At 66.6% G+C, this 25735-nt stretch carries 22 protein-coding genes and 1 tRNA gene; 6 read left to right on the top strand and 17 right to left on the bottom strand.

All coding sequences use genetic code 11. The features are described from left to right. Nucleotides 1–2: 2 nt before the first annotated feature. Nucleotides 3–809 (bottom strand): phosphoribosylaminoimidazolesuccinocarboxamide synthase, encoded by an 807-nt coding sequence (purC, locus tag LCL94_RS03075; protein ID WP_160607729.1) that lies wholly within the window; start codon nt 807–809, stop codon nt 3–5. 147 nt (nt 810–956) lie between these two features. Between purC and LCL94_RS03070 the strand changes: the two genes are divergently transcribed. Next, complete coding sequence (locus tag LCL94_RS03070) at nt 957–1544, top strand: GNAT family N-acetyltransferase (protein ID WP_224830935.1); 588 nt, start codon at nt 957–959, stop codon at nt 1542–1544. Here LCL94_RS03070 and LCL94_RS03065 read toward each other — a convergent pair. Then, nucleotides 1541–2848 (bottom strand): cation:proton antiporter, encoded by a 1308-nt coding sequence (locus tag LCL94_RS03065; protein WP_224830934.1) that lies wholly within the window; start codon nt 2846–2848, stop codon nt 1541–1543. The two genes, LCL94_RS03070 and LCL94_RS03065, sit on opposite strands and share 4 nt — an antisense overlap. A gap of 76 nt (nt 2849–2924) precedes the next feature. On the opposite strand from LCL94_RS03065, the gene LCL94_RS03060 reads away from it, so the two are divergent. Then, nucleotides 2925–3806 (top strand): hypothetical protein, encoded by an 882-nt coding sequence (locus LCL94_RS03060; RefSeq protein WP_224830933.1) that lies wholly within the window; start codon nt 2925–2927, stop codon nt 3804–3806. A gap of 9 nt (nt 3807–3815) precedes the next feature. Here LCL94_RS03060 and LCL94_RS03055 read toward each other — a convergent pair. The 5 genes from LCL94_RS03055 to infA form a co-directional block, all read right to left on the bottom strand. Further along, nucleotides 3816–3891 (bottom strand) — tRNA-Phe (locus tag LCL94_RS03055). Between the two features lie 88 nt (nt 3892–3979). Beyond that, complete coding sequence (gene yacG, locus LCL94_RS03050) at nt 3980–4168, bottom strand: DNA gyrase inhibitor YacG (RefSeq protein WP_160607721.1); 189 nt, start codon at nt 4166–4168, stop codon at nt 3980–3982. Beyond that, entirely contained in the window at nt 4161–5111 is a 951-nt protein-coding gene (locus LCL94_RS03045) for a ribonuclease (protein WP_224830932.1), read from the bottom strand. Before LCL94_RS03045 ends, yacG begins: the two co-directional genes overlap by 8 nt. After that, entirely contained in the window at nt 5104–5679 is a 576-nt protein-coding gene (locus LCL94_RS03040) for a Maf family protein (protein WP_224830931.1), read from the bottom strand. The genes LCL94_RS03045 and LCL94_RS03040 overlap by 8 nt, the downstream gene beginning before the upstream one ends. 6 nt (nt 5680–5685) lie before the next feature. Next, a complete protein-coding gene (gene infA / locus LCL94_RS03035) occupies nt 5686–5931 on the bottom strand; it encodes a translation initiation factor IF-1 (protein WP_047806247.1) in 246 nt (81 codons plus the stop codon). A 197-nt stretch (nt 5932–6128) separates the two neighbouring features. Between infA and LCL94_RS03030 the strand changes: the two genes are divergently transcribed. Further along, entirely contained in the window at nt 6129–8888 is a 2760-nt protein-coding gene (locus LCL94_RS03030; protein WP_224830930.1) for a TonB-dependent receptor plug domain-containing protein, read from the top strand. Between the two features lie 19 nt (nt 8889–8907). On the opposite strand, the gene LCL94_RS03025 is transcribed toward LCL94_RS03030, so the two are convergent. The 4 genes from LCL94_RS03025 to LCL94_RS03010 all read right to left on the bottom strand — a co-directional run bounded on the left by LCL94_RS03025 (nt 8908) and on the right by LCL94_RS03010 (nt 13899). Beyond that, entirely contained in the window at nt 8908–9696 is a 789-nt protein-coding gene (locus tag LCL94_RS03025) for an esterase/lipase family protein (RefSeq protein WP_224830929.1), read from the bottom strand. Further along, nucleotides 9693–11282 (bottom strand): WS/DGAT/MGAT family O-acyltransferase, encoded by a 1590-nt coding sequence (locus tag LCL94_RS03020; RefSeq protein WP_224830928.1) that lies wholly within the window; start codon nt 11280–11282, stop codon nt 9693–9695. The genes LCL94_RS03025 and LCL94_RS03020 overlap by 4 nt, the downstream gene beginning before the upstream one ends. Before the next feature lie 157 nt (nt 11283–11439). Next, nucleotides 11440–12564: an NAD(P)/FAD-dependent oxidoreductase gene (locus tag LCL94_RS03015; RefSeq protein WP_263611810.1), complete on the bottom strand. Its 1125-nt coding sequence runs from the start codon at nt 12562–12564 to the stop codon at nt 11440–11442. A gap of 51 nt (nt 12565–12615) precedes the next feature. After that, on the bottom strand, nt 12616–13899 hold the full coding sequence (locus LCL94_RS03010; protein WP_224830926.1) for an APC family permease: 1284 nt from the start codon (nt 13897–13899) through the stop codon (nt 12616–12618). An 80-nt stretch (nt 13900–13979) separates the two neighbouring features. Here LCL94_RS03010 and uvrC point away from each other — a divergent pair, with 80 nt between their 5' ends. From uvrC to LCL94_RS02995, 3 genes are all read left to right on the top strand, one after another. After that, complete coding sequence (gene uvrC, locus LCL94_RS03005) at nt 13980–15938, top strand: excinuclease ABC subunit UvrC (protein WP_224830925.1); 1959 nt, start codon at nt 13980–13982, stop codon at nt 15936–15938. Next, the gene (locus tag LCL94_RS03000) at nt 15925–16608 is read left to right on the top strand and encodes a VTT domain-containing protein (RefSeq protein ID WP_224830924.1); all 684 of its coding nucleotides are present in this window, start codon (nt 15925–15927) and stop codon (nt 16606–16608) included. The genes uvrC and LCL94_RS03000 overlap by 14 nt, the downstream gene beginning before the upstream one ends. 86 nt (nt 16609–16694) lie before the next feature. Continuing rightward, nucleotides 16695–17513 carry a universal stress protein gene (locus LCL94_RS02995; RefSeq protein ID WP_224830923.1) on the top strand — a complete coding sequence of 273 codons (819 nt, stop codon included), beginning with the start codon at nt 16695–16697 and terminating at the stop codon, nt 17511–17513. A 29-nt stretch (nt 17514–17542) separates the two neighbouring features. On the opposite strand, the gene LCL94_RS02990 is transcribed toward LCL94_RS02995, so the two are convergent. The 6 genes from LCL94_RS02990 to thiL all read right to left on the bottom strand — a co-directional run bounded on the left by LCL94_RS02990 (nt 17543) and on the right by thiL (nt 25717). Further along, nucleotides 17543–19372, bottom strand: coding sequence for a DEAD/DEAH box helicase (locus tag LCL94_RS02990; protein ID WP_224830922.1), 1830 nt, complete (start codon nt 19370–19372; stop codon nt 17543–17545). A 148-nt stretch (nt 19373–19520) separates the two neighbouring features. Continuing rightward, nucleotides 19521–20435: an acyl-CoA thioesterase gene (locus tag LCL94_RS02985; RefSeq protein ID WP_224830921.1), complete on the bottom strand. Its 915-nt coding sequence runs from the start codon at nt 20433–20435 to the stop codon at nt 19521–19523. 45 nt (nt 20436–20480) lie between these two features. Beyond that, complete coding sequence (locus tag LCL94_RS02980; RefSeq protein ID WP_224830920.1) at nt 20481–21320, bottom strand: cupin-like domain-containing protein; 840 nt, start codon at nt 21318–21320, stop codon at nt 20481–20483. Next, on the bottom strand, nt 21317–22480 hold the full coding sequence (locus tag LCL94_RS02975; protein WP_224830919.1) for a GNAT family N-acetyltransferase: 1164 nt from the start codon (nt 22478–22480) through the stop codon (nt 21317–21319). Before LCL94_RS02975 ends, LCL94_RS02980 begins: the two co-directional genes overlap by 4 nt. A gap of 149 nt (nt 22481–22629) precedes the next feature. Further along, entirely contained in the window at nt 22630–24735 is a 2106-nt protein-coding gene (locus LCL94_RS02970) for a sodium-translocating pyrophosphatase (protein WP_224830918.1), read from the bottom strand. A 145-nt stretch (nt 24736–24880) separates the two neighbouring features. Then, nucleotides 24881–25717 carry a thiamine-phosphate kinase gene (gene thiL / locus LCL94_RS02965; RefSeq protein ID WP_224832647.1) on the bottom strand — a complete coding sequence of 279 codons (837 nt, stop codon included), beginning with the start codon at nt 25715–25717 and terminating at the stop codon, nt 24881–24883. Between the last annotated feature and the right edge of the window lie 18 nt (nt 25718–25735).

The raw sequence follows: 25735 nt of genomic DNA, 5'->3' as shown, positions 1-25735 counted from the left end.
GGTTACTTCTTGGCCGGTTTCGGCGGCGTGCGCAGGCGGCCGCGATGCGCGTTCATGTCGAGCACTTCGCCCGGACCGGCATCGTCGTTCTGCAGCAGACCGAGACGGCGCGCGACTTCCTGATAGGCTTCGCTCTCGCCGCCAAGGTCGCGGCGGAAGCGGTCCTTGTCGAGCTTCTCGCCGGTGTTGATGTCCCACAGGCGGCAGCCATCGGGGCTGATTTCGTCGGCGAGGATCACGCGGCTGTAATCGCCGTCCCAGATGCGGCCGAATTCCAGCTTGAAGTCGATCAGGCGGATGTCGATCGCGCTGAACATGCCGCACAGGAAGTCGTTGATGCGGATTGCCATCGACGACATGTCCTGCATCTCTTCATGGCTGCACCAGTTGAAGCAGGCGATTTCCTCTTCGGAAACCTTGGGGTCGCCGAGGCCATCGTCCTTGTAGCAATATTCGATCAGCGTGTGCGGCAGCAGTTCGCCTTCCTCGATGCCGAGGCGCTGGCTGAGCGAGCCGGCGGCGACATTGCGCACCACCACTTCGAGCGGAATGATTTCCACCTGGCGGACCAGCTGTTCGCGCATGTTGAGGCGACGGATGAAGTGGGTCGGGATGCCGATGTGCGACAGGCGCGTGAAGACATACTCGCTGATGCGGTTGTTGATCACGCCCTTGCCGTTGATCGTGCCCTTCTTCTGGGCGTTGAAGGCGGTGGCGTCATCCTTGAAATACTGGATGATCGTGCCCGGTTCCGGACCTTCGTAGAGGATCTTGGCCTTGCCTTCGTAGATCTGGCGGCGACGTGACATGGGCGATTTCCTTCGCGCTCAAAAAACCGTCGCCCCGGCAGCGGAATCGGGTGCGTCCGCTTGGTCCGGGGCGTTCGCTTGGCGCATACAGAAGCGCGCGCGCGAAAGCAATTGCGGGGACGCCCCAGCCCCGATAGCCCCCGAGACATGACGATCGGGATACGAACCCTTGGCCGCGCGGAACTGGCAGAAGCGCTGGACGCATTGGCAGATCTGAGGATCGAGGTGTTCGCAGAGTGGCCGTACCATTACGATGGCGATGCCGCCTATGAACGCGAATACCTCGCGGAGTTTGCGGCCGAAGAAGGCTCGGTCCTCGTCGCGGCAATGGACGGGGACCGCATCGTCGGGGCGGCCACCGCTTCCCCGATGAGCGGCCAGAAGCCCGAGTTCCGCCGCCCGTTCGAAGCGTTGGGACACGATACCTCCCGCCTGTTCTATTTCGGCGAAAGCGTGCTGCTGCCTGCCTATCGCGGCAAGGGCATCGGGCACGCCTTCTTCGACCGCCGAGAGGCCGCAGCGCGCGCCTATGGCGCAACCCACGCGACCTTTTGCGCAGTGGTGCGGAGCGAGGACGATACCCGCCGACCTTCCGGCCACAGGCCACTCGACCCGTTCTGGCGGGCTCGCGGTTACGAGAAGGTGGAAGGCCTCACCACCAGCTTCGACTGGAAGGAGCCTGGCAGCGCGGGCGAGATCGTCCACACGATGCAGTTCTGGATGGCCAGGCTCTAGTGGCGGGTCGGGGCGGGCGCGTCCTCTACCGCGGGGGCGTGGTCGGCCTTCAGCTTCTCGATCAGGCGGCCGAGCGTTGCGCGCTGGACCAGCACGCTGAAAAGAACGGCGGCAAAGGTTGCGGCAAGGATCAGGTCGCGCGTCTCCCCAGCAGGTAACGACAGGGCGAGCGCGATCGAAATACCGCCGCGCAGGCCGCCCCACCACAGCACGCGTCCCGCGCCCTTGTCCTGCAGGCGGGCTGCCGGGATTGCCTTGGTCGACACAAAAATGCCGACCGCGCGCGACGCCAGCGTCAGCGGAATGGCTGCAAGACCGAAGACCACCGCATCGGCGCCCGCGACCAATACGATCATCTCCAGTCCGATCAGCAGGAAGAGGATGGAGTTGAGCAGCTCGTCGACCAGTTCCCAGAACTTGAGCACATAGTCGCGCGTCACGTCGCTCATGGCGAAGGTAACGCCCTGGTTGCCGATCAGCAGGCCGGCGACAGCCATCGCCAGCGGTCCGGAAATGTGGAGATAGCTGCACAGCGCATAGCTGCCCATGACGACGGCGAGCGTGATCAGCACCTCCAGCGTGTATTCGTCCATCCCGGCGAGCGCCCGGTATCCGAGATAGCCCGCAACCAGCCCGACCAGCACGCCGCCGCCCGCCTCGATAGCGAAGAGCCGCGCGCCTTCCGCGATGCTGAAATCCGCGCCCGTGACCGCCGCGCCGAGCAGGATGATGAAGACCACGATCCCCACGCCGTCGTTGAACAGGCTTTCGCCTGCCACCGCGCTTTGCAGCGATTGTGGGACGTTCTCTTCCTTGAGCACGCCGAGGACGGAGACGGGATCGGTGGGGGCAATCAGCGCGCCGAAGACGAAATACCAGATCGGCGCGATGGGCAGGGCGAGCAGTGTCCCAACGCCCCACATGGCAAGCCCGACCAGCACGGTCGAGATAATGACCCCCACTGTGGACAGGAGCAGTACCGGCAGCCACGCCACCTTCAGCCGGTCGAGATCGACGTGAAGCGCACCGGCGAACAGCAGGAAGCTCAACATCCCCTGCAGCAGCGTATCGGTGAAGTTGAGCTGGCGCAGCGTATCGGCCACCCAGTCGTCGAGCGTGATGCCCGGGATGAAGGCGTTGGCGACCATCAGCGCAATGGCAGCAAGCGCCCCCATCACGGTCAGGCCGATGACGTGCGGCAGGCGGACGAAGTGGTGGTTGAACCAGCCCAGCAGGGCGCTTGCCACTACGAGGAGGGCGGCGATTTCGAACGGGTTGAGCGCGGCGCTGGCTGTTTCATGCATGACCGGGGGGATAGCGCGGCGCAAAGCGAAGGTGAAGCTTGCGCGATTTCACGCACTTGGGCAGCTTCGCAGCCGCATGACCTATCGCTATCGCCATTCCGGCCTCGCCGTGGCCTCGCAGCTGGAGCTGCCGGAATGGGCGGCCTTCCAGGCGGAGTTCGGCGAGCCGGACGTGCAGATCGTTATCGACGACGGACCATGTCCGGAATGTCCTTCCGACGGCAGCACTGCGATTGACGGGGATACGATGCGTTTCGCCATCGATGGCATCGGGGGCTGGCAGGTCGAGGGCGGACACACCTTGCGCCTCCACCCCGGAAAGACAGCCGACCCCCGCGAGTTGCGACTGTTTACGCTGGGGAGCGCGTGGGGTGCCCTTGGCTACCAGCGCGGCCTCGCCATGTGGCACGGCAGCGCGGTCGCGCGCGGCGGGCGGGCGTTCCTGTTCTGCGGCGAGGCCGGGGCTGGCAAGAGCACCATGGCCGGCGCGCTGCTGGCACGCGGCGCGGCACTGGTGGCCGACGATCTCAGCCGGGTGGAACCGAGCTCGATCCATCCGTCGAGTGCGCGCATCAAGCTGTGGGGCGAAGCGATCGAGCGGTTCGGCTGGCAGGAACGTGTGATCCAGCGCGATTACCTGCGCGACGACAAGTTCCATTGTTCCGCACCCAATCACCTCGCGGGGGCACAGGCCGTTCCTCTTGGCGGGATCGTCGTCCTCGAACGGGCGGACAGCTTTGCACTGGACCGCCTCGTCGGCAGCGCGGCGCTGCGCGAGGTGCTTCGCGGGACGCTCTACCGGCCCGAAATGCTCGAGGCGATGGGTCGCTGGGCCGAGCAGGGGGCGCTGGCGGCGCAGATAGTGGCGCAGGTACCGGTCTGGCGCCTACGCAGGCCGAAGGACTACGCCGCGCTGGACGCGGTTTGCGAAGCGGTCGAGGCGCTCTGGCTGGAATAGGAGAAGGTGTGGTGCCCGGGGACGGATTCGAACCGCCGACACTGCGATTTTCAGTCGCATGCTCTACCAACTGAGCTACCCGGGCTCCCTTTCGCCGGGGCCACGCATGGGCCGCTCCGGCGGTTGGAGTGCGCGCCTATGGCGAAGGCAGGCGCGCTTGGCAAGGGCCTAATTCAGTCCTTTTCGCCGCCTGTGACTTCGGCAGCGATTTCCTCGGGCAGTGCGGGCCGTCCGGGCACCGCGTAGCCATCGCCGAACCACTGTGCGAGGTCGCGGTCGCGGCAGCGGCTGGAACAGAAGGGTGCGTGTTCCTCGACCCGCGGCTTGCGGCAGATCGGGCAGGGTTTGGCGGCTCTAGTCATGACCCACGATCTGGGCAGCGCCTGCTTCGATGGCAAGGCCGGGATCGGTCTCTATCCGCAGCGGGCGGCCCGTCCGGCGCTCGAGTTCAGTGAGCCAGTCGTCCTTTATCTTCGCCTTCAGCGCCGGATGGACCGTCAGCAGCGTCACGCCTGCCCCCTCGACCCGCTCCGCCCGGCGTAGCACCATGCGCGCCGCCATGCCGGTGCGCGCGGTAGCGAAGCGGTGCAGTAGTGAGGGACCTTCCAGCCGCGCCACGAGCTGGACGAAGCCGAAACCGTTCATCGCCGTGCGCTCGTGCGGCCAGTCCGCCAGCCGTTCGTCGAGCAGGGTGTCCACCGCCTTGCGGTCTGCCTTCGCTTCGAGCGTGGGGAAGTCGATGCCGATGGAACCGCCGAGGTCGAAGCGCGGCAAGGCCTCGCCAAGCGCCCGTGCGGCGCGCAAGGCGAGTTCCCGAAGTGGCAGGTCGCCGTCGACGTCGACCAAAGTCATTGCGGGCGTGACGGAAAAAAGCAGCGAACCGCCGTCGAAATCGATTTCGCCGCGCGAAGCCTCCTCCCAGACCTCTTCCCACAGGCCTGCGGGGAAACGATGTACCTTCCTGCCGGTGGAGAACGCATTATCGGCCGTAGCCGTGACCGCTTCTGGCGGCCGCGCGGCTGGCAGTTTCAGCCGGCCGCGCTCGGCAATCGCAGCGCGCGTGATGACGACAGAAAGGCTCGCGCCCTCGCTGGCGCTCTGGGGCAGCCGGTCGAGCAGGATCTCGCGGCCATCGGCCTGCGTCCCGGTCCCGCGTGTGCCGCGTTTCGTGGTGAGCTTGGCCGTGACCTGCTGGCCCGCATGGAGCTCGCCCGGCCAGCGTAGCTTTGCAGCCAGAACCCGGTCGCCTTCGACGAGGATCGCGCGGGTCTCGCCGATCCCGTCCTCGACCAGCCATTCAGGCAATGGGGAACCCCGCGGCCTTCAGCAGCGCACGCGTTTCGTAGAGCGGCAATCCCACGACACCCGAATGGCTGCCCTGGATGCGGCTGATGAGGCCTTCCGCAATGCCCTGGATGGCATAGCCGCCCGCCTTGCCGTCCCATTCGCCGCTAGCGATGTAGGCGTCGATCTCGTCGGCGGAGAGGCGCTTGAACTGGACGATGGTCTCGCTCAGCCGCTCGCGAACGGTCCCGTCGGGAGCGCGCAGGGCAATGGCGGACAGGACGCGGTGACGGCGACCGGACAGCAGTTTGAGGCACTTGCGCGCTGTCGCCTCGTCCTCGGCCTTGGGCAGGATCCGCCGGCCGGCCGCGACCACCGTGTCTCCGGCAAGCACGAAGCCGTCCGGCGAAGCGGCAGCGTCCGCCTTTTCGCGGGCCATGCGCTTCGCATAGTCGCGCGGCAGTTCGCCCCTGGCAGGCGTCTCGTCGATATCGGCAGGGGCGATAGCATCCGGCGTCACGCCCAGCCGCGCGATCAGTTCGCGGCGGCGCGGGCTGGCGGAGGCTAATATGAGAGTGGGCTGGCCCACGCGGTCTTACTGGGGGCCGGGGCCGCCGCGACCGGGCATGAAGCGGTAGGTGATGCGTGCCTTGGTCAGGTCGTAGGGCGTCAGTTCGCACAGAACCTCGTCACCGACGAGCACGCGGATACGGTTCTTGCGCATCTTGCCGGCGGTGTGGCCGAGCACTTCGTGGCCGTTCTCGAGTTCGACGCGGAACATGGCGTTGGGCAGCAGTTCGACCACCTTGCCGCGCATTTCGAGAAGTTCTTCCTTGGCCATTACTATCCTTAGCTGATGCAGTTCGTCGAGTTGTGTCGCGCGCCCATAGCGTCAGGCGGGATAAAAGGGAAGCTTTAGGCATTGAGCCAACCATCGCACTCCTGCGACAAACCGATACAGGGTGGCCGCTTGCGCGTCCGCCCTCTTCCGGTAGGTGCCGTAGGGGGGTTGGCTTGGACTGCATACTGGATAAACCCTTGAAAACACTTCGCGCACGTACTTCGCTGCCGGCTCTTGCGCTTGCCCTTTCGCTGAGCGGCGTTCCCGCCATGGCGGAAGAACAGGACCCGCGGGCCCAGCCGCAGCCCGACATGGAAGAGATGGCCGTGCCGCCTTCCGCTTCGGACACCATCGTCGTGGAAGGCACGCGAATCCGCGGCCAGCTGTTCGTCGAGGAAAAACCGATCGCGGAATTCAGCGAGCAGGACATCGCCGCCTTCGGCGCCAGCTCCATCGCTGACGTGATCGCTGCGATTGAGCCGGCCACCAGCAGCGGTGCCCGCAGCAGTCGCGGCGGGGGCCAGCCGGTGTTCCTCATCAACGGCATCCGCGTTTCCAGCTTCCGCGAATTCCGCAGCTATCCGCCCGAAGCGGTGCAGAAGGTCGAGGTCTTCCCCGAGGAAACGGCGCAACGCTTCGGCTATTCTGCCGACCAGCGGGTGGTGAACATCATCCTCAAGCCCAACTTCCAGAGCGTGAGCGCGGAAGTCGAATACGAAGGTCCCGACCGCGGCGGCTTCACCCGCAACGAGCAGGAGCTGACCTATCTGCGCATCGGCGAGAAAGGTCGCCTCAACTTCAACCTCGATTTCGAGGATTCGAGCCTCCTGACCGAGGCCGAGCGCGGCCTGACTGTCGAGGGCGGCGTCCCGGGCGAGGAACAGTTCCGCAGCCTGCGCCCCGACACGATGAGCGCCCAGGGTACGGTCAACTATGCCCGGGCCTTCCTCGAGAGCGGCCTGTCGCTGAGCCTCAACGGCACCTACAACCATTCCGAAAGCCTCAGCCTGTCGGGCCTGTCGAATGACGGGACCATCCCGCTGGAGCGTCGCGGCGACGTCGACACCATCTCGGTCGGCGGCACGCTGTCGCGCCCCATCGGCGACTGGAACGCGGTTTTCACCAACGACACGGTGCGCTCGCTCTCCACGACGGAGATCGACCGTTTCGACGGCAGCGGCTTCGATGTCGCGGAAAGTCGTACCTGGACCATCGCCAACGACCTTACGCTGACCGGTTATCCGATCGCGCTGCCGGCAGGCGATATCAGCGTCACCTTCAAGACCGGCGTGGACTGGCGCCAGATCGCCAGCGAAGACACGCGGTCGGCGACCGATATCGAACTGACCCGTCGCCGGTTCGATGCGAACACCACGCTGTCCGTCCCGATCGCGGAGCGTGGCGGCGCCTGGGGTGCCATCGGCGGCGTCAGCCTGAGCCTTAGCTCCGGCATCGAAGACCTCTCGGATTTCGGCACGCTGGCAAACTGGAGCGCGGGCATCAACTGGCAGCCGACCGATACGCTGGGTTTCAGTGCCACGCGCATCTGGCGCGAAGTGGCGCCCAGCCTGACCTCGCTCGGCAGCCCCCGGATTGACGAGTTCAACGTGCCGGTCTTCGATTACGCCACTGGCGACACGGTGCTGGCGACATTGGTGACGGGCGGCAACCCGGACCTTCGCGCCGAAACGCAGGCCGACTGGAAGTTCAGCGCCAACTGGGAGCTTCCCTTCTGGGAGAACGCCCGCCTGCAGGCCGATTACGGCATCAACCGCTCGCGCGACGTGACGGCGTCACCGGGCTTCAGCGCGGCCTTCGAGGAAGCCTTCCCCGACCGCGTGACGCGCGGCACCGCAGGCGAACTGCTTGCCATCGACCGCCGCCCGCTGACGCTTTACGAGACCCGCAGCCGGGTGCTGTCCTTCGGGCTCAATACGCGCGGCGAGATCGGCAAGGCGCCCGAACGTCCCGACCGCGGTGCCCAGGGCAATGGCGGTCCGCCGCAAGGTCGTCCGGGTGGTCCGGGTGGCGGGCCGGGCATGGGCTTCGATCCCGCTCGCATGGAAGCGATGCGCGAGACCTTCTGCAAGGCGCCCGAAGGCGAAACGCCCGACCTGTCGGCCATCCCGGAAATGTTCCGTTCGCGCCTGCTCGACGCCAACGGCAATCCGGACCCGGAAAAGATCGCGGCGGCCCGCGCGCGCTTCTGCGGAGCGGAGGCCGACCAGCGCAGCCAGCAGTTTACCGCCATGCGCGAGGCGATCTGCGCCGAACCGCCCAAGCTCGATGGCTTGCCTGAACAGGTCCTCGCCCGCCTGAAGGACGAGAATGGCGAGATCGACCCGGAAAAGGTCAAGGCGATGCGCGAGAGGATGTGTTCCGCACAGGCAGCGCAGGGCGAAGGCCAATCGCAGCAGGGCGGCCCGCGCCGCGGCGGCGGTGGCGGCTTCGGCCGCTTCGGCGGCGATCCGTCGGATACGCGCCCGCGCTATTTCCTCAGCCTCAACCACAATATCGTGCTCGAGAACGAGGTCCTGCTGGCAGAGAACGGCCCGTTGTTCGACCAGCTGGCGGGCGATGTCCTCGGCGGCAGCGCGATTTCGCAGCACTCCTCGCGTCTCGAGGGCGGCCTGTTCTGGCAGGGTTACGGCCTGCGTCTCTCGGGCCGCTACATCGGCGAGGCGGAACTGCTGGGCGGTGATCTGCCCGGGTCGAGCGACCTGTTCTTCTCGGACCTCGTCACCTTCGACATCCGCCTGTTCGCCGACCTAGGCGAAGTTTTCAAGAAAGAGGACGGCTGGATGAAGGGGCTGCGCCTGTCGGTGCTTGCCGACAACCTGTTCGACGCGCGCCGCACCGTGACCGACGAGAACGGCGATACGCCGCGCGCCTACGACCCGCTGAGGATCGACCCTGTCGGCCGCTATCTCGGCGTGGATATCCGCAAGGCCTTCTGACCCGCGGGCGCGTTCTGCCTCAGTGCAGGGCGCGCTGCGGGAACAGCAAGCGGGCCCAGAGCGGGGCGGAGAAGGGCTTCCATTCTCCCTCCTCCTGCGCCAGCCGGTCGGCAATCGCATAGACCGCGGCGGGGTTCACCCCGAGGCCGCAATGGCTGGCGAGCACTTCGATGTTCTCGCAATCCTCGCGCCCGCAGCGCTGGACCGAACCGCGCCAGTGCACCACGCCGTCGCTCCGCGTCAGGATCGAGGTCGTGGGGACGGGCGGGGCTTCTGCCAGTTTCTGGAAATTGCCGCCCTTCATGACTTCGGGATCCCGGCCGTTCAGATATTCGAACAGGCGGCGCGCATTGGTGTGGTTGCGGTCATCGGAAATCGGGCTGCCGAGGCTGATGACGAGCCGCACCTTGTCGGGCGACAGCTTGGCGAGCTCACGTGCGAAGACGCCGCCGAGGCTCCAGCCGACGATGCTGATCGGGCGGCCGGTGCGGTCATGCACCTCGTCGACGCAGGCCATCATCGCCTCGATGCGGGCCTGGTCCACGCGGACGTTGCGGCCCAGGTTCCAGCCCGCGCAGTCGTAACCGAGATCGCACAACAGCCGGCGCAGCGGCCCGGTCGAATAGTCGGACGCCATGAAGCCGGGCAGAACCAGCACGCCGTGACCGTCGCCGCGGGGCAGCGCGTTCATCAGCGGCCGCAGGGCATAGAAGCTGGCCAGCTCGCTCATCGCGCGGCCGGGTTCGGCCAGCGTCAGCAGGCGGCTGGGCGGACGCGCATCGATCTGCGCGGCGGTTGCAGTGGTCACGATTTGGTTGTTCCTTTCCCCTTAGGGGCAGCCTTCTTACGGCTGGCGACCCCCTTTGTGCCCGTCTTCGCTTTCGAAGCGGGCGCTTTCTTCCTTGCAGTGGCCTTCTTGGCCGGAGCCCGCTTCTTGGCGGCAGGCTTCTTCGCTTCCGCCTTTTTCGGGGCGGGGTTCTTCGCTGCATCGCGCAGTTCCTCGTAGGATGCGCGGATGCATTCGACGTAGAATTCGGGATCGGGCATCATTTCCCGGTCCGCGGTAAAGGCGATCGTCGCCTCGTCGGTATAGGACTGGACGACATGGCCGAGGCCAAGGCCGTCGGTCAGGCACAGAAGCCCCATCATGCTCTGCATCTTCGCGCCGGCCGAATAGATCGGGATCGGCGGTCCGGGGACATTGGTCACCACGGTCGAGAAGATCGGCCCGACACCGCGATTGGCAAGGCTGAGGCGGCTGTAGAGCTGCGCGCCGAGTGCCATGAACAGCGCGGGGCTTGCCTTGCTCATCTCGGTCATGTTGCGCGCGCCCATGGCGTCGGTCATGGCCTTGGAATTGACCGTGCGGTCATGGCAGAACTGCAGCCGTTCGACCGGGTCGGCGATATGCGTGCCAAGCGGCGCGATCATCGCGGCCACCTGGTTGCCCATGGTGTCCTTCTCGCCCTTGGATCGGACGGAGATCGGCGCCATGGCCGTAAGCGTCTTCTTGGGCAGTTCCTTCTTGTCTTCGAGGTAGCGCCGCATCGCGCCGCCGATGATGGCGAGGAACACGTCGTTGACCTTCGCGCCATCGACCAGCGTGCGGATCTCCTTCACTTCGGCCAGCGGGACGCTGATGCCCTCGACCACGCGGTGGGGCGAGATCTTGCGATTGAAGCGGGTCTTGGGCGCGATCATCTCGGACGAGACGTCGAATTCCTTGGCTGCCAGTCCTTTCAGCGCCTTGGCGAGGCCGGGCGCGGCCTTGGCGGCGACCTCGATCTGCTTCAGCGGGTTGGTGATCGCATTCATGTAGCTGCGGCCGAGCAGTTCGACCGGGTTGGGCAGCTTTTCGGGCTTCCATGTGTCGGGCGTGGACGGCGGAGGCTCGTCGGGACGCAGCGTGTGCGTTGCTTCCATCAGGTCGATCCCGCTCATCCCGTCGATGGCGGCATGGTGGACCTTGGTGATGTAGGCATAGCTGCCCTTGGCCAGCCCCTCGATCCCGTCGAGCCCCTCGACAACGGTGAATTCCCACGGCGGACGGCTGAGGTCGAGCGGGCGGGAGAAGACGCGCGCCGCCTGGATGCACAGCTGCCGCCAGTCGCCCGGCTTGGGCAGGGCGATGTGGCGCACGTGATATTCGAGATCGAAGTCCGGATCCTCGATCCAGTAGGGATAATCGAGGTCGAAAGGCACACGCACGAGGCGCTGGCGCATCGTCTTGGACAATTGCAGGCGGCTTTCGATGAAGCCGAGGATATCCTTAAAGCGCACGAAACCGCCGGGCGCGGTGCTGGGATCGTAAATCAGGATCGAGCCGATGTGCATCGGCGAATTGCGCGTTTCCAGCGCAACGAAACTGGCATCCATGCCCTGCAATTGCTGCATAGGGTCCTTTCCGCGCTACCGCTCCGCTGAATTGGGCGAAGGACAGCATCTCCCACGATCGCCCCGCTTTTTGCGGGTGCGAAGAGAGGAAGCTATCACAATGCAGGGGCCGGTCAACTTGCCGCCCCGGTCAATCCCTTCCGCTAGGGCAGGAGTGTCACAGTGCTTCGGCCGCGGCCACGCCGCTGGCCCAGGCCCACTGGAAGTTGTAGCCGCCCAGCCAGCCCGTCACATCGACCGCCTCGCCGATAGCGAAAAGGCCGGGAATACGCTTTGTTTCCATGGTCTTGGAGGACAGGTCCGCAGTCGAGATGCCGCCCACGGTCACCTCTGCCTTGGCGAAGCCTTCGGTGCCGTTGGGGTGGAACGTCCAACGCTTTAGCCGCTCCTGCGCTGCCCTCAGCGCCTTGTCGCTCGCATTGCCGAGTTCGGTTTCGATCCCCAGCTTTTCTGCAAGGATGTCGGCCAGGCGGTCCGGCAATGCATCCCGCAACAGCGAACGCAGTGTCGCCCGCGGTGCATCGCGTTTGGCATCGAGCAGCCAGTCGCCTCGCCGGTCGGGCAGGAAATCGATGACCACAGGTTCGCCGGGCTTCCAGTAGGACGAGGCCTGCAGGATCGCCGGACCTGACAGGCCGCGATGCGTGAACAGCGCCGCTTCGGGAAAGCTCGCCTTGCCCGCACTGGCGACGACCGGCGCGGATACGCCCGAAATCTCGCGGAACAGCACTTCCTCGCCGCCCAGCGTCAGCGGGACAAGGGCAGGGCGCGGTTCCACCACCTTGAGGCCGAACTGGCGGGCAAGGTCATAGGCGAAGCCGGTCGCGCCCATTTTCGGAATGGAAGGGCCGCCCGTGGCGATGACGAGGCTGGGCGCGATAGCCACTTGCCCGCTGGCCATGACGGCGAAGCGCTGCCCGTCATGCTCGACCGCGGTGATCTCGGCATTGCAGCGTATGTCGACGCCGCCCTTGGCGCATTCCTCCAGCAGCATATCGACGATCTGCTTCGACGAGCCGTCGCAGAACAGTTGGCCGAGCGTCTTCTCGTGCCAGGCGATGCCATAGCTTTCGACCAGTTCGAGGAAGTCACGCGGCGTGTAGCGGGCGAGCGCCGACTTGGCGAAGTGCGGGTTGGAGGACAGGTAGTTCGCCGGCCCCGCGCCGATATTGGTAAAATTGCACCTGCCACCGCCCGAAATCAGGATCTTCTTGCCCGGCTTCTCCGCCTTCTCGAGCACGAGCACGCGGCGCCCGCGCTGGGCTGCACGCGCGGCGCACATCAGCCCGGCCGCACCCGCGCCGAGGATTATCGCATCGTAGGTGTCGGACACTCAGGCCTCGTCGAGCGGATATTCCGGCTTCTGGCGCGCGGCGATGAAATAGAGCAGAGTGCCGGCAGCGAAGAAGCCTCCCAGCACCATCCACGACTGCGCCTGCGCCTGCGAAGCGATGAACAGCGAACTGGCGACAGCCACGATCACGCAGAACAGGTGGAAGGGCACGATCCGCCCCTCGCGATGTTCGAGCACCGGAAGGGCGAGGCTGGTCACGATATAGGTGATCAGCCGCACCAGCGTGCCGGCCACGGCCAGCACCTCGAACCCTTCCCACAGGCCGAACAGCACGGCGAGCACGCCGTAAAACAGGATCGCGTTGGAGGGGGTGAGGAAGCGCGGGTGCACATATTCGAACCAGCGCGGCAGCATGCCCCGCTCGGCCATGCCGTACATCAGGCGCGGTTGCGCGACCCCGCTGGCGAAGTTGTTGGCACCGATACTGAAGCTGGCGGCGATCACGATGGCAAGCGATCCGGCCTGCCCCATCGATGCGCCGGCGGAACCAGCCAGCGCATTGTTCTCGCCCGCGAATTCCGGGCCGATCAGGATGAAGGCCCAGATGACCGCCATGTAGATCAGCGTCACGCCCGACACCATGAAGATGATCGAGCGCGGCACGTCGCGCTTGGGGTCCTTGAACTCGCCCGCCGCCTCGACCACGCCTTCGAAGCCGATGAAGGCGTAGAAGGTGAGCAGGATGACGCTTTCCACCGCGCTGAATTCCGGCAGGGTCACAGCGCCCAGCTCGCCCCCGGCGAAGAATGCGGAGAGGACCAGCGCGCCCAGCGGCAGCAGCTTGATGGCGGTCATCACGCCCAGCGTGCCGACCGATGCGCGCATGCCGTAAAGGTTGATGATGGTGATGATCGCAAGGCCCACCGCCACCGCCAGCGGCGCTATCACCGGATCGTCGAGACCGGGGAAGAGCGCCGCGAGATAGGCCACCATGACGTGCATGTTGGCCGCGGCGGTCACGATCGCGCTGGCGTAGCGCGCCCAGCCGGCCTGGAAGCCGACGAAGCGCCCGAACGCCGCCTCGCCATAAAGCACCGAACCGCCGCTATGCTCGAACCGGCTCGCCATCCAGGCGTAGCACAGGGCCAGCGGCAGGAAGAGGATCCCGCCGATCAGCATCATCCACGGCGCGAAATTGCCGACCGCGGCGACCAGCACCGCGGGCAGGGCGAAGATGCCCGCTCCGATCATGCCATTGAGGGGAAACAGCGAAGTGCCCCAGAAGCCCACCGTGCGCGGCGGCGCGATTTTCTGTCCGTTCATGCCGGGGGGATGGCGCGAAACGCGGCTTTGCACAAGCAGGCCTTTGCCTAAGCGGCAATGGCGCACTATCTGAAGGCCCCATGTCGCGCAGCAAGGCCGGATCCCCCAACGACCCGAGAGGCAAGGAGCGGTTCCACGAGGAACGCGCGACCAACGTCGTGGCCAGCGCCCAGCCGGACCTCGAAGCGGGCATCACGGCGATCCGCGAAACGGTGAAAACCCTCAAACCGCGGCCGGGCGTCTACCGGATGCTCGATACGCGCGGCGACGTACTTTACGTCGGCAAGGCCCGCAGCCTGAAGGCGCGCGTGGCCAATTACACGCAAGTGAAGGGCCTTTCGAACCGGCTCCAGCGCATGGTCAGCCAGTGCCGCGCGATGGAAATCGTGGTCACCAATTCGGAGGCCGAGGCGCTGCTCCTCGAAGCGCAGTTGATCAAGCGTTATCGCCCGCCGTTCAACGTGCTGCTGCGCGACGACAAGAGCTTTCCCTTCATCCTGCTGCGGGCCGACCATGCCTTCCCGCGCATCCAGAAGCATCGCGGCGCGCGGCGCGCCAAGGGCAATTACTACGGCCCCTTCGCCAGCGCGGGATCGGTCAACAAGACGCTGAACGCGCTGCAGAAGCTCTTCCTGCTGAGGAGCTGCACCGACAGCTTCTTCAACAATCGCGACCGGCCCTGCCTGCTCTACCAGATCAAGCGCTGCTCGGCCCCTTGCGTCGGGCGCATCGACGAGAAGGGCTATGATGCCCTCGTGCAGGAGGCGAAGGACTTCCTGTCGGGCAAGTCGGGCGCGGTGCAGGCCAATATCGAGAAGCAGATGGCGAAGGCGGCCGAGGACCTCGATTTCGAGACTGCCGCCATCCTGCGCGACCGGCTGCGCGCGGCAACCTTCATCCAAGGGTCACAGGCGATCAACGCGAGCGGCGTGGGCGATGCCGATGTCTTCGCACTGGCGGCCAAGGGCGGGCAGATCGGCGTGCAGGCCTTCTTCATCCGCGGCGGACAGAACTGGGGACATCGCGCCTTCTTCCCGCGCAACACCGGCGACCTCGACCACGAGGAGGTGCTGGCCGACGTATTGCTGCAATTCTACGAGGAAGTGCCGCCGCCGCGCACGATCCTTGTCGACCGCGAACTGGCCGAGCAGGAACTGATCGCCGAGGCGCTGGCGGAAAAGGCGGGCCACGTCGTCGCGATATCGATCCCGCAGCGCGGCGATCGCCGCAAGCTCATGCAGCAGGCGCAGCGCAATGCGGTTGAGGCGCTCGACCGGCGGCTCGCGGAAAGCGGTACAAAGGCGAAGATCCTGCGCGAACTCGCCGAATTCCTCGAGCTGGACGAGGTGCCGCAGCGCATCGAAGTCTACGACAACAGCCATATCCAGGGCGACAAGGCGCTGGGCGCGATGGTCGTTGCCAGCCCCGAAGGCTTCGAGAAGGGCCAGTACCGCAAGTTCAATATCAAGACCGCGCAGACCAATGACGATTTCGGCATGATGCGCGAAGTCATGGCACGCCGTTTCCGGAACCTTGCAGAGAACCCCGACGGCGATGCGGGCAAGAAGAACAGCCACGAGACGGTCTGGCCCGATCTCGTCCTGATCGACGGGGGCAAGGGGCAGATTTCCTCGGTGCGCGACACTCTGGAAGAGATGGGGATCGAGAACGTGCCGCTGATCGCCATCGCCAAGGGCCCGCATCACGGCCGCGAAGGGCGCGAGGTGTTCCATTTCCCCGACGGGCGCGAAAAGACGCTGCCGGTCAATTCGCAGCTGCTGTTCTACCTCCAGACCCTGCGCGACGAGGTCCACCGCTATGCCATCGGGGCCCACCGCGCCAAGCGCAGCCGCGCGATTACCGCGTCCCCGCTGGACGAGATCCCGGGCATCGGCCCTTCGCGCAAGCGGGCGCTGCTGCTGCACTTCGGCACGGCGGGTAAGGTCCGCGCCGCCGCGCTCGACGATCTGAAGCGCGCGCCCGGCATTTCGGACAGCGTCGCGCGGCAGATTTACGATTTCTACCATGCGGGCGGATAGGGACGGGGGCACGGGCACGCTGCGCCGCTGGCTGCGGCTGGTCGGGCTCGCCTTCGTGCTGTTCGTCCTGCCCATGCTGCTGGTCTGGCCGCTGGCGAGCTTCCTCGTCGAACAGGCTGCCGAACTCGGTTCGGTCAGCCCTGCGGCCGCCTTTTCTCTGGTCGTAGGTTTACTGGGCCTCGATGCCGTGGCGATGATCCCGCACGGGCTTATCGGCGCACTGGCAGGCACGGCGCTGTCGTGGCCGCTCGCGGCCTTCGCCACGTGGTGCGGCATCATGCTGGCTAGCTGTATCAACTACGCCATCGGCCGCTTTGCCGGTCGTCCGCTGGCCCGCCGGGTAGTGGGCGAGGCCGACCTTGCCGCAGCAGAGGCGCGCGCCGGCAGTCTGTCCGGCCTGATCCTGTTCGGTACGCGGCCCGTGCCGGTGGTCGGCGAGGTGGTGCTGGTCGCGGCGGGTATCGCCCGCTTCCCGTTCCGCCGGTTCCTGCTGTCCGTCGGTCTTGCCAACGCGCTGCTGGCACCGCTCTACGCGGGCCTTCCCGTCCTTCTGGCCGATGCGGCCCCCGAGCGGCTGCTTACCGTGGCGACGCTCGGCATCCCGCTGTTGTCGCTCACTGCCTATGGCGTGATACGACTGGTGCGGCGCCAGATTGATGCAGGTCAATGAGGCTGGAGCGCTCCCTGCTACAATAGCGTCATCAGGCCCGGAAATCCCCCCTTTCCGGGACGATGCACCGCATTGGGAGACGCGCCATGAAATCGATCCTGTTCAATGCCTATGCCGACAAGGGCCACGCCCGCCGGCTCGATCTTGCGCTCGACCTTGCGCGGGTGTTCGACGGGCACCTGACGCTGCTCAATGCCGTGCCTTACGAGGCCGCAGGCACGATCGATCCCTATGGCGCTGCCTTTGCGGCCATGGTCCCGATCTGGCGCGACGAGGCGAAGAAGCTGCGCGAGAAGACCGAGGCCGATCTCGCCAATGAAGGCGTGCCGTGGGAATTCGTCGAGACGGCGGGTCCGGTCTCGCTCTCGCTCCTGCGGTTCTCGGCGCTGGCGGACCTCGTCGTCATCGGCGAGCGCGAGCCGCGCGGCGGCGGCAAGGCGCCGTCCTTCACTGCGGGCGAGGTCGCGCTGGGCACCGATTGCCCGGTGCTGGTCCTGCCCGACGAATGCGAGCGGATCGATTTCGACAAGCCCGCGATCGTCGCCTGGGACGGTTCGCCCGAAGCCTCGCACGCGCTGCGTTCGGCTGTGCCGCTGCTGGCGAAGATGTCCAACGTCTACCTCGTCATGGTCGGCGAGGGGAAGAAGGAGAAGAAGGAGTTCGACCTGCCGCCGCTGCGCGGGGCCGACTACCTCTCGCGCCACGGCATCGCCTGCGAACTGGTCCAGCTGGCACCCGACGACAAGGGCGTCGCCCATGCCATCCAGAGCGCTGCCGACACGCGCGGCGCGGGGCTGATCGTGATGGGCGCCTATGGCCGCATGCGCCTCGCCGAACGCCTGTTCGGCGGCGTGACGCGAGAAATGCTCACGGACGTGAAGATCCCCCTGCTGCTCAAGCACTGAGCAGCAGGAAGCGGCATACCTGGTAAGCGTCAGTCGCGGGCGGGCTTGCCGCCCTTGAACTTGCCGGCGAACTTCTTGCCCTTGGCCGGACCCTTGCCGGGGCCCTTGCGGAACGGTGCGCCGGGCTTGTGACCCGGACCCTTGCCGGGGCCCTTTCCGGGGCCCTTGCCAAAGGGCTTCGGCCGCACGCGCGGGCCGTCGGCATTGTCGCGATTGCCGAACTTGCGGTTCTGGCGCGCTTCGACGCGGGGCCCTTCGGGTGCTTCCTCGATCGGGATCGCGTCCTGCTCGTCCTCGGCAGAGGCGGTACGCTCCACGGCCTTGGCGAACTTGGGCGCGATGGTGCTGGGCACCTGGAACCAGCTTTCGTGCTGGCCGATGCGGATCGCGCCGATCTCGTTGCGGGTGATGTGGCCGCGGCGGCAGAGCAGCGGCAGGATCCAGCGCGGCTCTGCATTCTGGCGGCGGCCGACGCCGATCTTGAACCAGACGACGTCCTCGAAGCCGGGGCGGTGGCGGTCCTGCTTGGCCTTTTCGCGGCCTTCCGGCGTGTTCGAGGCAAGCTCTTCGGGTTCCGGCAGGCTGGCACGCAGCGAGTGGACAAGCGCGGCGGCAATGTCTTCCGGCGGCATACGGCCGAGGAGGTCGGCGGCCAGTTCGCGGTCATCGTCCGACACGTCGCGCGGCTCGGTCAGGCGTTCCATCAGGCGCGTCTTGTCCTTGGCGCGGATCGCCTCGGGCGTGGGCGCGTCCATCCATTCGGCAGCGATATTCGCGCCGCGCAGCATGCCTTCGACGCGGCGGCGGCGGTTGTAGGGGACCACGATGGCGGCGGTGCCCTTCTTGCCGGCGCGCCCCGTTCGGCCCGAACGGTGCTGCAACGTTTCCGCATCGCGCGGGATTTCGACATGGATGACGAGGCTGAGCGTGGGCAGGTCGATGCCGCGTGCAGCGACGTCGGTCGCCACGCAGACGCGTGCGCGGCGGTCGCGCAGGGCTTGGAGCGCCTGGTTGCGCTCGCTCTGCGAATGCTCGCCCGACAGCGCCACGACGCCGAAGCCGCGCTCCTGCAGGGTCGCGTGCATGCGGCGCACATTGTCGCGCGTGGCGCAGAACAGGATGGCGGTCTCCGCCTCGTGGAAGCGCAGCAGGTTGACCACCGCGTTCTCGATCTCGGCCGGGCCGACGGTGATGCACTGGTAGGCGATGTCGCCGTGGCCGCGATCCTCGCCGCGCAGCGTCAGGCGCAGGGCGTCGGTCTGGTAGCGTTCGGCCAACCGCTCGATCGGCTTGGGCATGGTGGCGGAGAACAGCAGCGTACGGCGCGTTTCGGGCGCTGCGTCGAGCAGTTCTTCGAGGTCTTCGCGGAAGCCCATGTCGAGCATCTCGTCCGCTTCGTCGAGCACCACGCCGAGCAGGCCGGTAAGGTCGAGCGAACCGCGTTCGAGATGGTCGCGCAGGCGGCCGGGCGTGCCGACCACGATGGCCGGGCCCGCGCGCAGGTTGCGGCGTTCCTTGCTCGCATCCATCCCGCCGACGCAGGTGGCGATGCGCAGGCCGGCTTCGGCATAGAGCCAGCCGAGTTCGCGGCTGACCTGCAGCGCCAGTTCGCGCGTCGGTGCGACGACGAGGGCGAGCGGGCGCTCGACCAACGGAAGGGTGGCGGTTTCAGCCAGCAGGGCGTCAGCCAGCGCAAGGCCGAAAGCGACGGTCTTGCCGCTGCCGGTCTGGGCGGACACGATGAGGTCGCGGCCCTGCGCTTCCGGCTCGACGACGGCGGCCTGGACGGGGGTAAGCGCGGCATATCCGCGCGCGGCGAGAGCATCGCCGATGGGCGCGGGAAGGTGTTCGAAAGACATGGATACTCGTTTCAACGGGGGGAGCGCGGGGCGGCGTTGTGCCTGTCACGGGCGCTGCAAAGCGAGGCCTATAGCGCAAAGCGCAGCGTTTGGCTGCAAGTTTTTTGCAGGTGCGAAATGAGGGGTTCGGCGAGGTGCCGCTGCCGGCCTATTTCGCGCGGCGGATGACGCCTTCCTGCGCCACGCTGGCGACGAGCTGGCCTTCGCGGTTGAAGATGCGCCCGCGGTTGAAGCCGCGTCCGCCGCCGCTCCACGGGCTCTCAGTGGCATAAAGCAGCCATTCGTCGGCGCGGGCCGGGCGGTGGAACCAGATCGCGTGGTCGAGGCTGGCGCCCTTCAACTCGCCGCGAGCCCATGACAGGCCGTGGGGCAGGGCGCTGGTGCCGAGCAGGGTGAAGTCGCTGGCATAGGCGATGACTGCGCGGTGGATCGCCGGGTCGTCCTCGATCGGCGGCAGCGGGGCCACGGCCTTGAACCAGCTGTGGGCGGCCGGCGGTTTGGGCTCTGCGTTCATCCAGTGCAGCTTGTCGGAGGTGCGCATCTCGATCGGGCGGGGGCGCAGCATCAGGGTGCGTTGCACCTCGGAGACCTCGCCCATCTGTTCGAGGAAACGGCGGCGCAGCTCTGTGTCGGGGACGAGGTCCTCGGGCGGCGCGACATCGGGCATGGGGCTGTCGGCGTGCTCCAGCCCCTGTTCCGGCTTCTGGAAGCTGGCCGTGAGGTTGAGGATCGCGGACGCCTCGCCTTCGCCGACCTGCTGGCGTGCGACGACCCGCCGGTTGGCGAAGCTGCGGCCGTCGAAGTCGGATGCGACGGTGTAGTCGATGTCCACCCCTTCGCGCCCGCCGCGCAGGAAATAGGCGTGGAGCGAATGCGCCTCCATCCCTTCCGGCGCGGTCGCCTGTGCGGCTTGCAGGGCCTGCGCGACCACTTGCCCACCGAACACGCGGCCGATGCCGCCGGGCTGCTGGCAGCCGGTAAAGCGGTCCTCGCCCGCAGGGGCCACGGTAAGCAGCCGGACGAGGCCGGCGACGAGCTGTTCGGGAGTCTTGGTGTCGGTCACGCAGGCGCTTTGGGATGCTGCGCGGTGGCCGTCAAGCAGGCGCGTTCAGCCCGCCTTGCGCAGGCGTCGCAAGGCTCGCCAGGCGAGCGACTTGCCGGTGTTGCCCTGCGGCCAGCGTCCGGGTGCGCGCGGATTCAGCCCCAGGCGACGCAGCGTCCCGTTGAAGCAGCGCGCCGCGCTTTCGGCATAGCTCCACTCGCTGCGCCAGGTGATCGAGAGCGAGATCGAACTGGCCGGCCCGTTGCGCACGAAATGCGGCGCCATGACCGGCACGTAGACGGCTTCACCGGGCCCGATGGCGAAGGGTGTGCCGCCCTCCAGCAGCGCATCCGACCACGGCAGTTCGCGCGGTCCGCCAAGGTGGTAACTCTCGTGCACCGTGTCGGGGGCGAAGCGCGCATCGCCTGCGGGAAACTGCGTCATCGTCTTCGAACCGACCAGCTGCAGCAGGATATTGTGCTCCGGGTCGAAGTGGTACGGCGTCATGGCGTCGGGGCTGGAGATGAAGATAAAACCCTGCGGGGTCAGCATCTCGCCCGTCTTCGCCTCGATCGTGGGGCGCAGCTCCTCCAGCAGGTCGAGCAGCAGCTCGCGATAGGCAGGGACCTGTTCGATGTTCTTGAGCACGGCCCAGCTGTCGCTGCTGGCGATATGGCGGATCGTGTCCTCGATCGAGAGCCCGTTCGGGGCGGGCTTGCCGTCGACGCCGATGGGCAGGTTGCCGCGGTTGTATTCGAGACTGGCGGCGGGAAGCCGGGAGGCGAGGTTGGCCAGCGCTTCCAGCGTCAGGCGCTCGTCCTCGCCCAGCGCATGGGCCAGCGTATGGGGACGCTCGGGATAGGCCGACGCAAAGCGGGCCAGCGTCTCGGGCGGGAACACGCTCATGCCCGTTTCTCCTGCCTGCGCTCTTCCAGCCAGGCGAGCGCGCCGCCGACCTTGCGCCGGATGCCGCTGCCGATGGGGATGGTGTAATAGGCGAACGGTCGGCGCTCCATCCAGATGCGCTCGATCATCGAATGGCCGGGCTCGGCACAGCTGTCGCACCAGTCGATTGCCCCGTCCCCGAGCAGGGCCAGGTTCTCGACCTGCAATTGCAGGCCCGGCGAAAACCGGGCGAAATCCTCGTCGAAGGCGGTCTTGAAGGCGAAGGCGCCGGGCGGGGACAGGAAGGTCGCGAGCATGGCGATCGGGCGATCATCGCATGTCAGCGCCAGCCGTTCGAGGCGGCCCGTGGCAGCGGCGCCGGCAAGCGCCTGCCGGAAAAGCTCTGCCGTGCGCGGATCGTCGGCCAGCGCGGAGCCGGCCGAGCCTTTCCAGCCCCGCTGTTCGAGCGCGAGAAAGTCTGCGGTCCAGTCGTCGAGACCCGTCTCGCCGCGATCCTGCCGCCATTCGATCCGGCCCAGTTCGGCAAGGCGCTTGCGCTGGCGGCGCAGTTCCTTGCGGGCCTTGGCGGTCATGGCGCGGGCGAGGTAGGTTTCAGCGTCGAGCGGGCTGCGCAGCTCTGCACGTTCGCCTGCGTAAACCTTGCGCATCGACCGGCCGCGCTTGCGGCACTCCTGTGCAAGAGCCTCGACCAGCGGCTCGCCTACCGAGGCACTACGCAGGTGGAAGAACAGGGCATCGCCGGCTGCCGCGTCGAGCCAGTCGAGACAGGCGGACCAGAAGCGCTGCTCCTCGCCCGCTGCGACGAGCGGGTTGCCGCTGAAGATGTTGGGATGGAGCCACCCGGCAAGATGCGGCAATCGCCGCCCGTGGTAGGACGTGCTGCGCGCGATCGGGACCAGGCCGCGCAGCTTTCCGTCGGCTAAGAACAGGCCGAGACCTGTGTGCCCATCGGGGTCGAAAGCGGCCAGCGAGGGCATGAGATACCAGCGTTCGTAGAAGGGGTTCGGCGTGCTGGCATGTGCAGCCAGGTCATCCCAGCTGTCCGCCAGCAATCCCACTTCCGGATCGCGCCAGGACCGCAGATGGAAGCCGTCCGCCAGCGGGCACACGCCACCGGAGTGCCGCTGGTCATCCTGAACGGGCAGCGGATGCCGGCTCATCGTCCAATCCCGTTGAGGGTCGCAGGATGCGCCCTTCCTTCAGGGATATGTGTACCACGGGAACACGGAAAAGCGGTTAACACCGGCCCATGAAAAAGGGCGGCGGCACCCGTGGATGCCGCCGCCCCCTTTGTTTTCAGAGGTTAAGATCAGCCGGCTGCAAGCGCTGCGAGCAGCAGCAGGGCAACGATGTTGGTGATCTTGATCATCGGGTTCACTGCCGGGCCCGCGGTATCCTTGTAGGGATCGCCCACGGTATCGCCGGTCACGGCAGCCTTGTGGGCTTCCGAGCCCTTGCCGCCGTGATTGCCGTCTTCGATGTACTTCTTGGCATTGTCCCATGCGCCGCCACCGGCGGTCATGGAAAGCGCCACGAACAGGCCGCCGACGATCACGCCGAGCAGCAGTGCGCCCAGCGCCGCAAAGCCGTTGTCCTGGCCCGCGATCAGGGTGATCACGTAGTAGACCACGATCGGTGCGAGCACCGGCAGCATCGAAGGAATGATCATTTCCTTGATCGCGGCCTTGGTCACGAGGTCCACGGTCCGGGCATAGTCCGGCTTGGATTCGTAGGTCATGATGCCCGGGTTGTTGGCGAACTGGTCGCGCACGTCGACCACCACGTCGCCCGCGGCACGGCCCACGGCGGTCATGCCCATCGCACCGAACAGGTACGGGAGCAGCGCGCCGAGCAGCAGGCCCACGATGACGTAGGGGTTCTCGAGGCTGAAGTTCACCTCGGCATCCGGGAAGAATTCCCGAAGGTCGGTGGTGTAGGCAGCGAACAGCACCAGCGCGGCAAGGCCGGCCGAACCGATGGCGTAACCCTTGGTCACGGCCTTGGTGGTGTTACCCACGGCGTCGAGCAGGTCGGTCTTCTCGCGAACGCTGTCGTCGAGACCGGCCATTTCGGCGATGCCGCCGGCATTGTCGGTGACCGGGCCATAGGCGTCGAGCGCCACGACCATGCCCGCCAGCGCCAGCATGGCGGTGGCGGCATAGGCGATGCCCATGAGCCCTGCGAACTGGTAGGTGACGATAATGCCGGCAACGATCAGGATCGTCGGCAGCGCGGTCGATTCAAGGCTGATGGCCAGGCCCTGGATCACGTTGGTGCCGTGGCCCGTTTCCGAAGCCTTGGCGATCGAGCGGACCGGACGGAAGTTCGTGCCGGTGTAATACTCGGTGATCCAGATGATGAGACCCGTGATGGCAAGGCCGATGACCGAGCACCAGAACAGGTCCATGCCGTTGAACGGAACCATGTCGGTGCCGCCGTTGATCACGCTCGTCATGTCGCCGCCAAGGGCGAACTGCATGACGAAGTAAATCAGCGGGATCGACAGGACGGCGGTGACGCCGAAGCCCTTGTACATCGCGCCCATCACGTTCGTCCCGTTGCCGAGGCGCACGAAATAGGTCCCGATGATGCTGGTCAGGATGCATGCACCGCCGATCAGCAGGGGCAGGGCCATCATCGGCATCAGCAGGTCGCCGAGGCCGGCCAGCAGCAGCGCGGTCAGCACCATGGTAGCGCCGACGGTCACGACATAGGTTTCGAACAGGTCGGCAGCCATGCCGGCGCAGTCGCCCACGTTGTCGCCCACGTTGTCGGCGATCACGGCGGGGTTGCGCGGATCGTCTTCGGGAATGCCTGCCTCGACCTTGCCGACGAGGTCGGCGCCGACGTCGGCGGCCTTGGTGAAGATGCCGCCGCCCAGACGCGCGAAGATCGAGATCAGCGAGGCGCCGAAGGCAAGGCCGACGAGGCCGTCGATCACGTGGCGGTCATTGGCAGCGAGGCCGGCGGGGCCGGTCAGGTACCAGAAGAACACCGCGATCGCGAGCAGCGCGAGGCCGGCCACGAGCAGGCCGGTGATGGCACCGGCGCGGAAAGCGAGGGTCAGGCCCTGCTGCAACCCGCTCTGCGCCGCGGCTGCGGTACGCACGTTCGAGCGCACCGAGATGTTCATCCCGATGAAGCCCGCGACGCCCGACAGGATCGCGCCGATGACGAAGCCGACCGCGGGAATCATCCCGAGGAAGACGAAGACGAGCACGGCCACGACCACGCCGACGAAGGCGATGGTGGTGTACTGACGCTTCAGATAGGCCTGCGCACCCTCCTGGATGGCGGCGGCGATTTCCTGCATCTTTTCATTACCGGCACCCGAATTGAGCACCTGGCGGCTGGTGAAGATGCCGTACACGACGGCAAGCAGTCCCAGCACGATGGCTATGAGAACTAAGTCCACGAAAATGTCCCCTCCCGTTTTTTGATTATGCAACCCGACATGGGAGACGTCGGAGCACGTGGCCGAGGGGTATAAGGGCCAAACCTTGCCTGACAAGGCCCGAAAAGGCGGCTTTGCGGGGTTTTTGCCCGGCTATCGGGCAATATCAGTGCGTGTAGCCGAGTTTGCCTTCGGGCGGCGATCCGTCGAGCAGCAAGGGCTCGTCGCCCCGCTCCAGCACCGTGCCGATGCGCGTGACCGGATGGTGGGCATCAAGGCCCTCCGGTCCGGTGGCGAGCAGGACGTAGTCGTCGCCCCAGCGCATCGCTTCCTCGAGCCTGCCTTCGGGTGCCATGGATGCGATGGCATCGCTGTCGAGGTGGAGCGTCACGCCGCTCGCATGCGCAATGCGCGAGGCATCGAGCAGCAGGCCGTCCGATACGTCCATCATGGCCGTGACGCTCGGGGCGAGCGCCTGCCCAAGTTCAAGCTGAGGGCGCGGGCGGCAATAGGCGCTCTCGCCCCCGCCGGTCCCGTCGCGCAGCGCCTCGAAGCCGAGCAGTGCCTGCCCGATCGGGCCGCCGAGATAAATCGCATCGCCGGCCTGCGCACCGCTGCGCGAAGGGACGGGTACGTGGGTCGCCCGGCCGATGGCGGTGCAGCCCCATGCGCGCGTGCCATCGCTGCGCACCGTGTCGCCGCCGAGCAGGGGCACGCCGTATTCGGTGCAGACGGCACGAAGCCCCTCGACGAAACGGTGGTCGTCGTCGCCGAGCATGTGCGACACCAGAAGGCCGAGCGGCTCGGCGCCCTTGGCGGCCAAATCGGACAGGTTCACCGCCACCAGCTTCCACGCCACGTCGGCAGGGTCCTGCCCCTCGAGCGTGTGCACGCCCTCGACCATGGTGTCATGGGTGAGGACCAGCGTCTCGCTGCCCAGTTGCAGCACGGCGGCATCGTCTTCGAGCCCGCGCGCGGCGGGCGAGGTCGCCAGCGCCTTCAGCGCCTCGATGAAGGCGCC

The sequence above is a fragment of the Qipengyuania gaetbuli genome (assembly GCF_020171365.1).
Lineage (GTDB): Bacteria > Pseudomonadota > Alphaproteobacteria > Sphingomonadales > Sphingomonadaceae > Qipengyuania > Qipengyuania gaetbuli_B.
The sequence above is the reverse complement of the archived record's forward strand: the minus strand, read 5'-3'. Positions and strand labels throughout refer to the sequence as shown.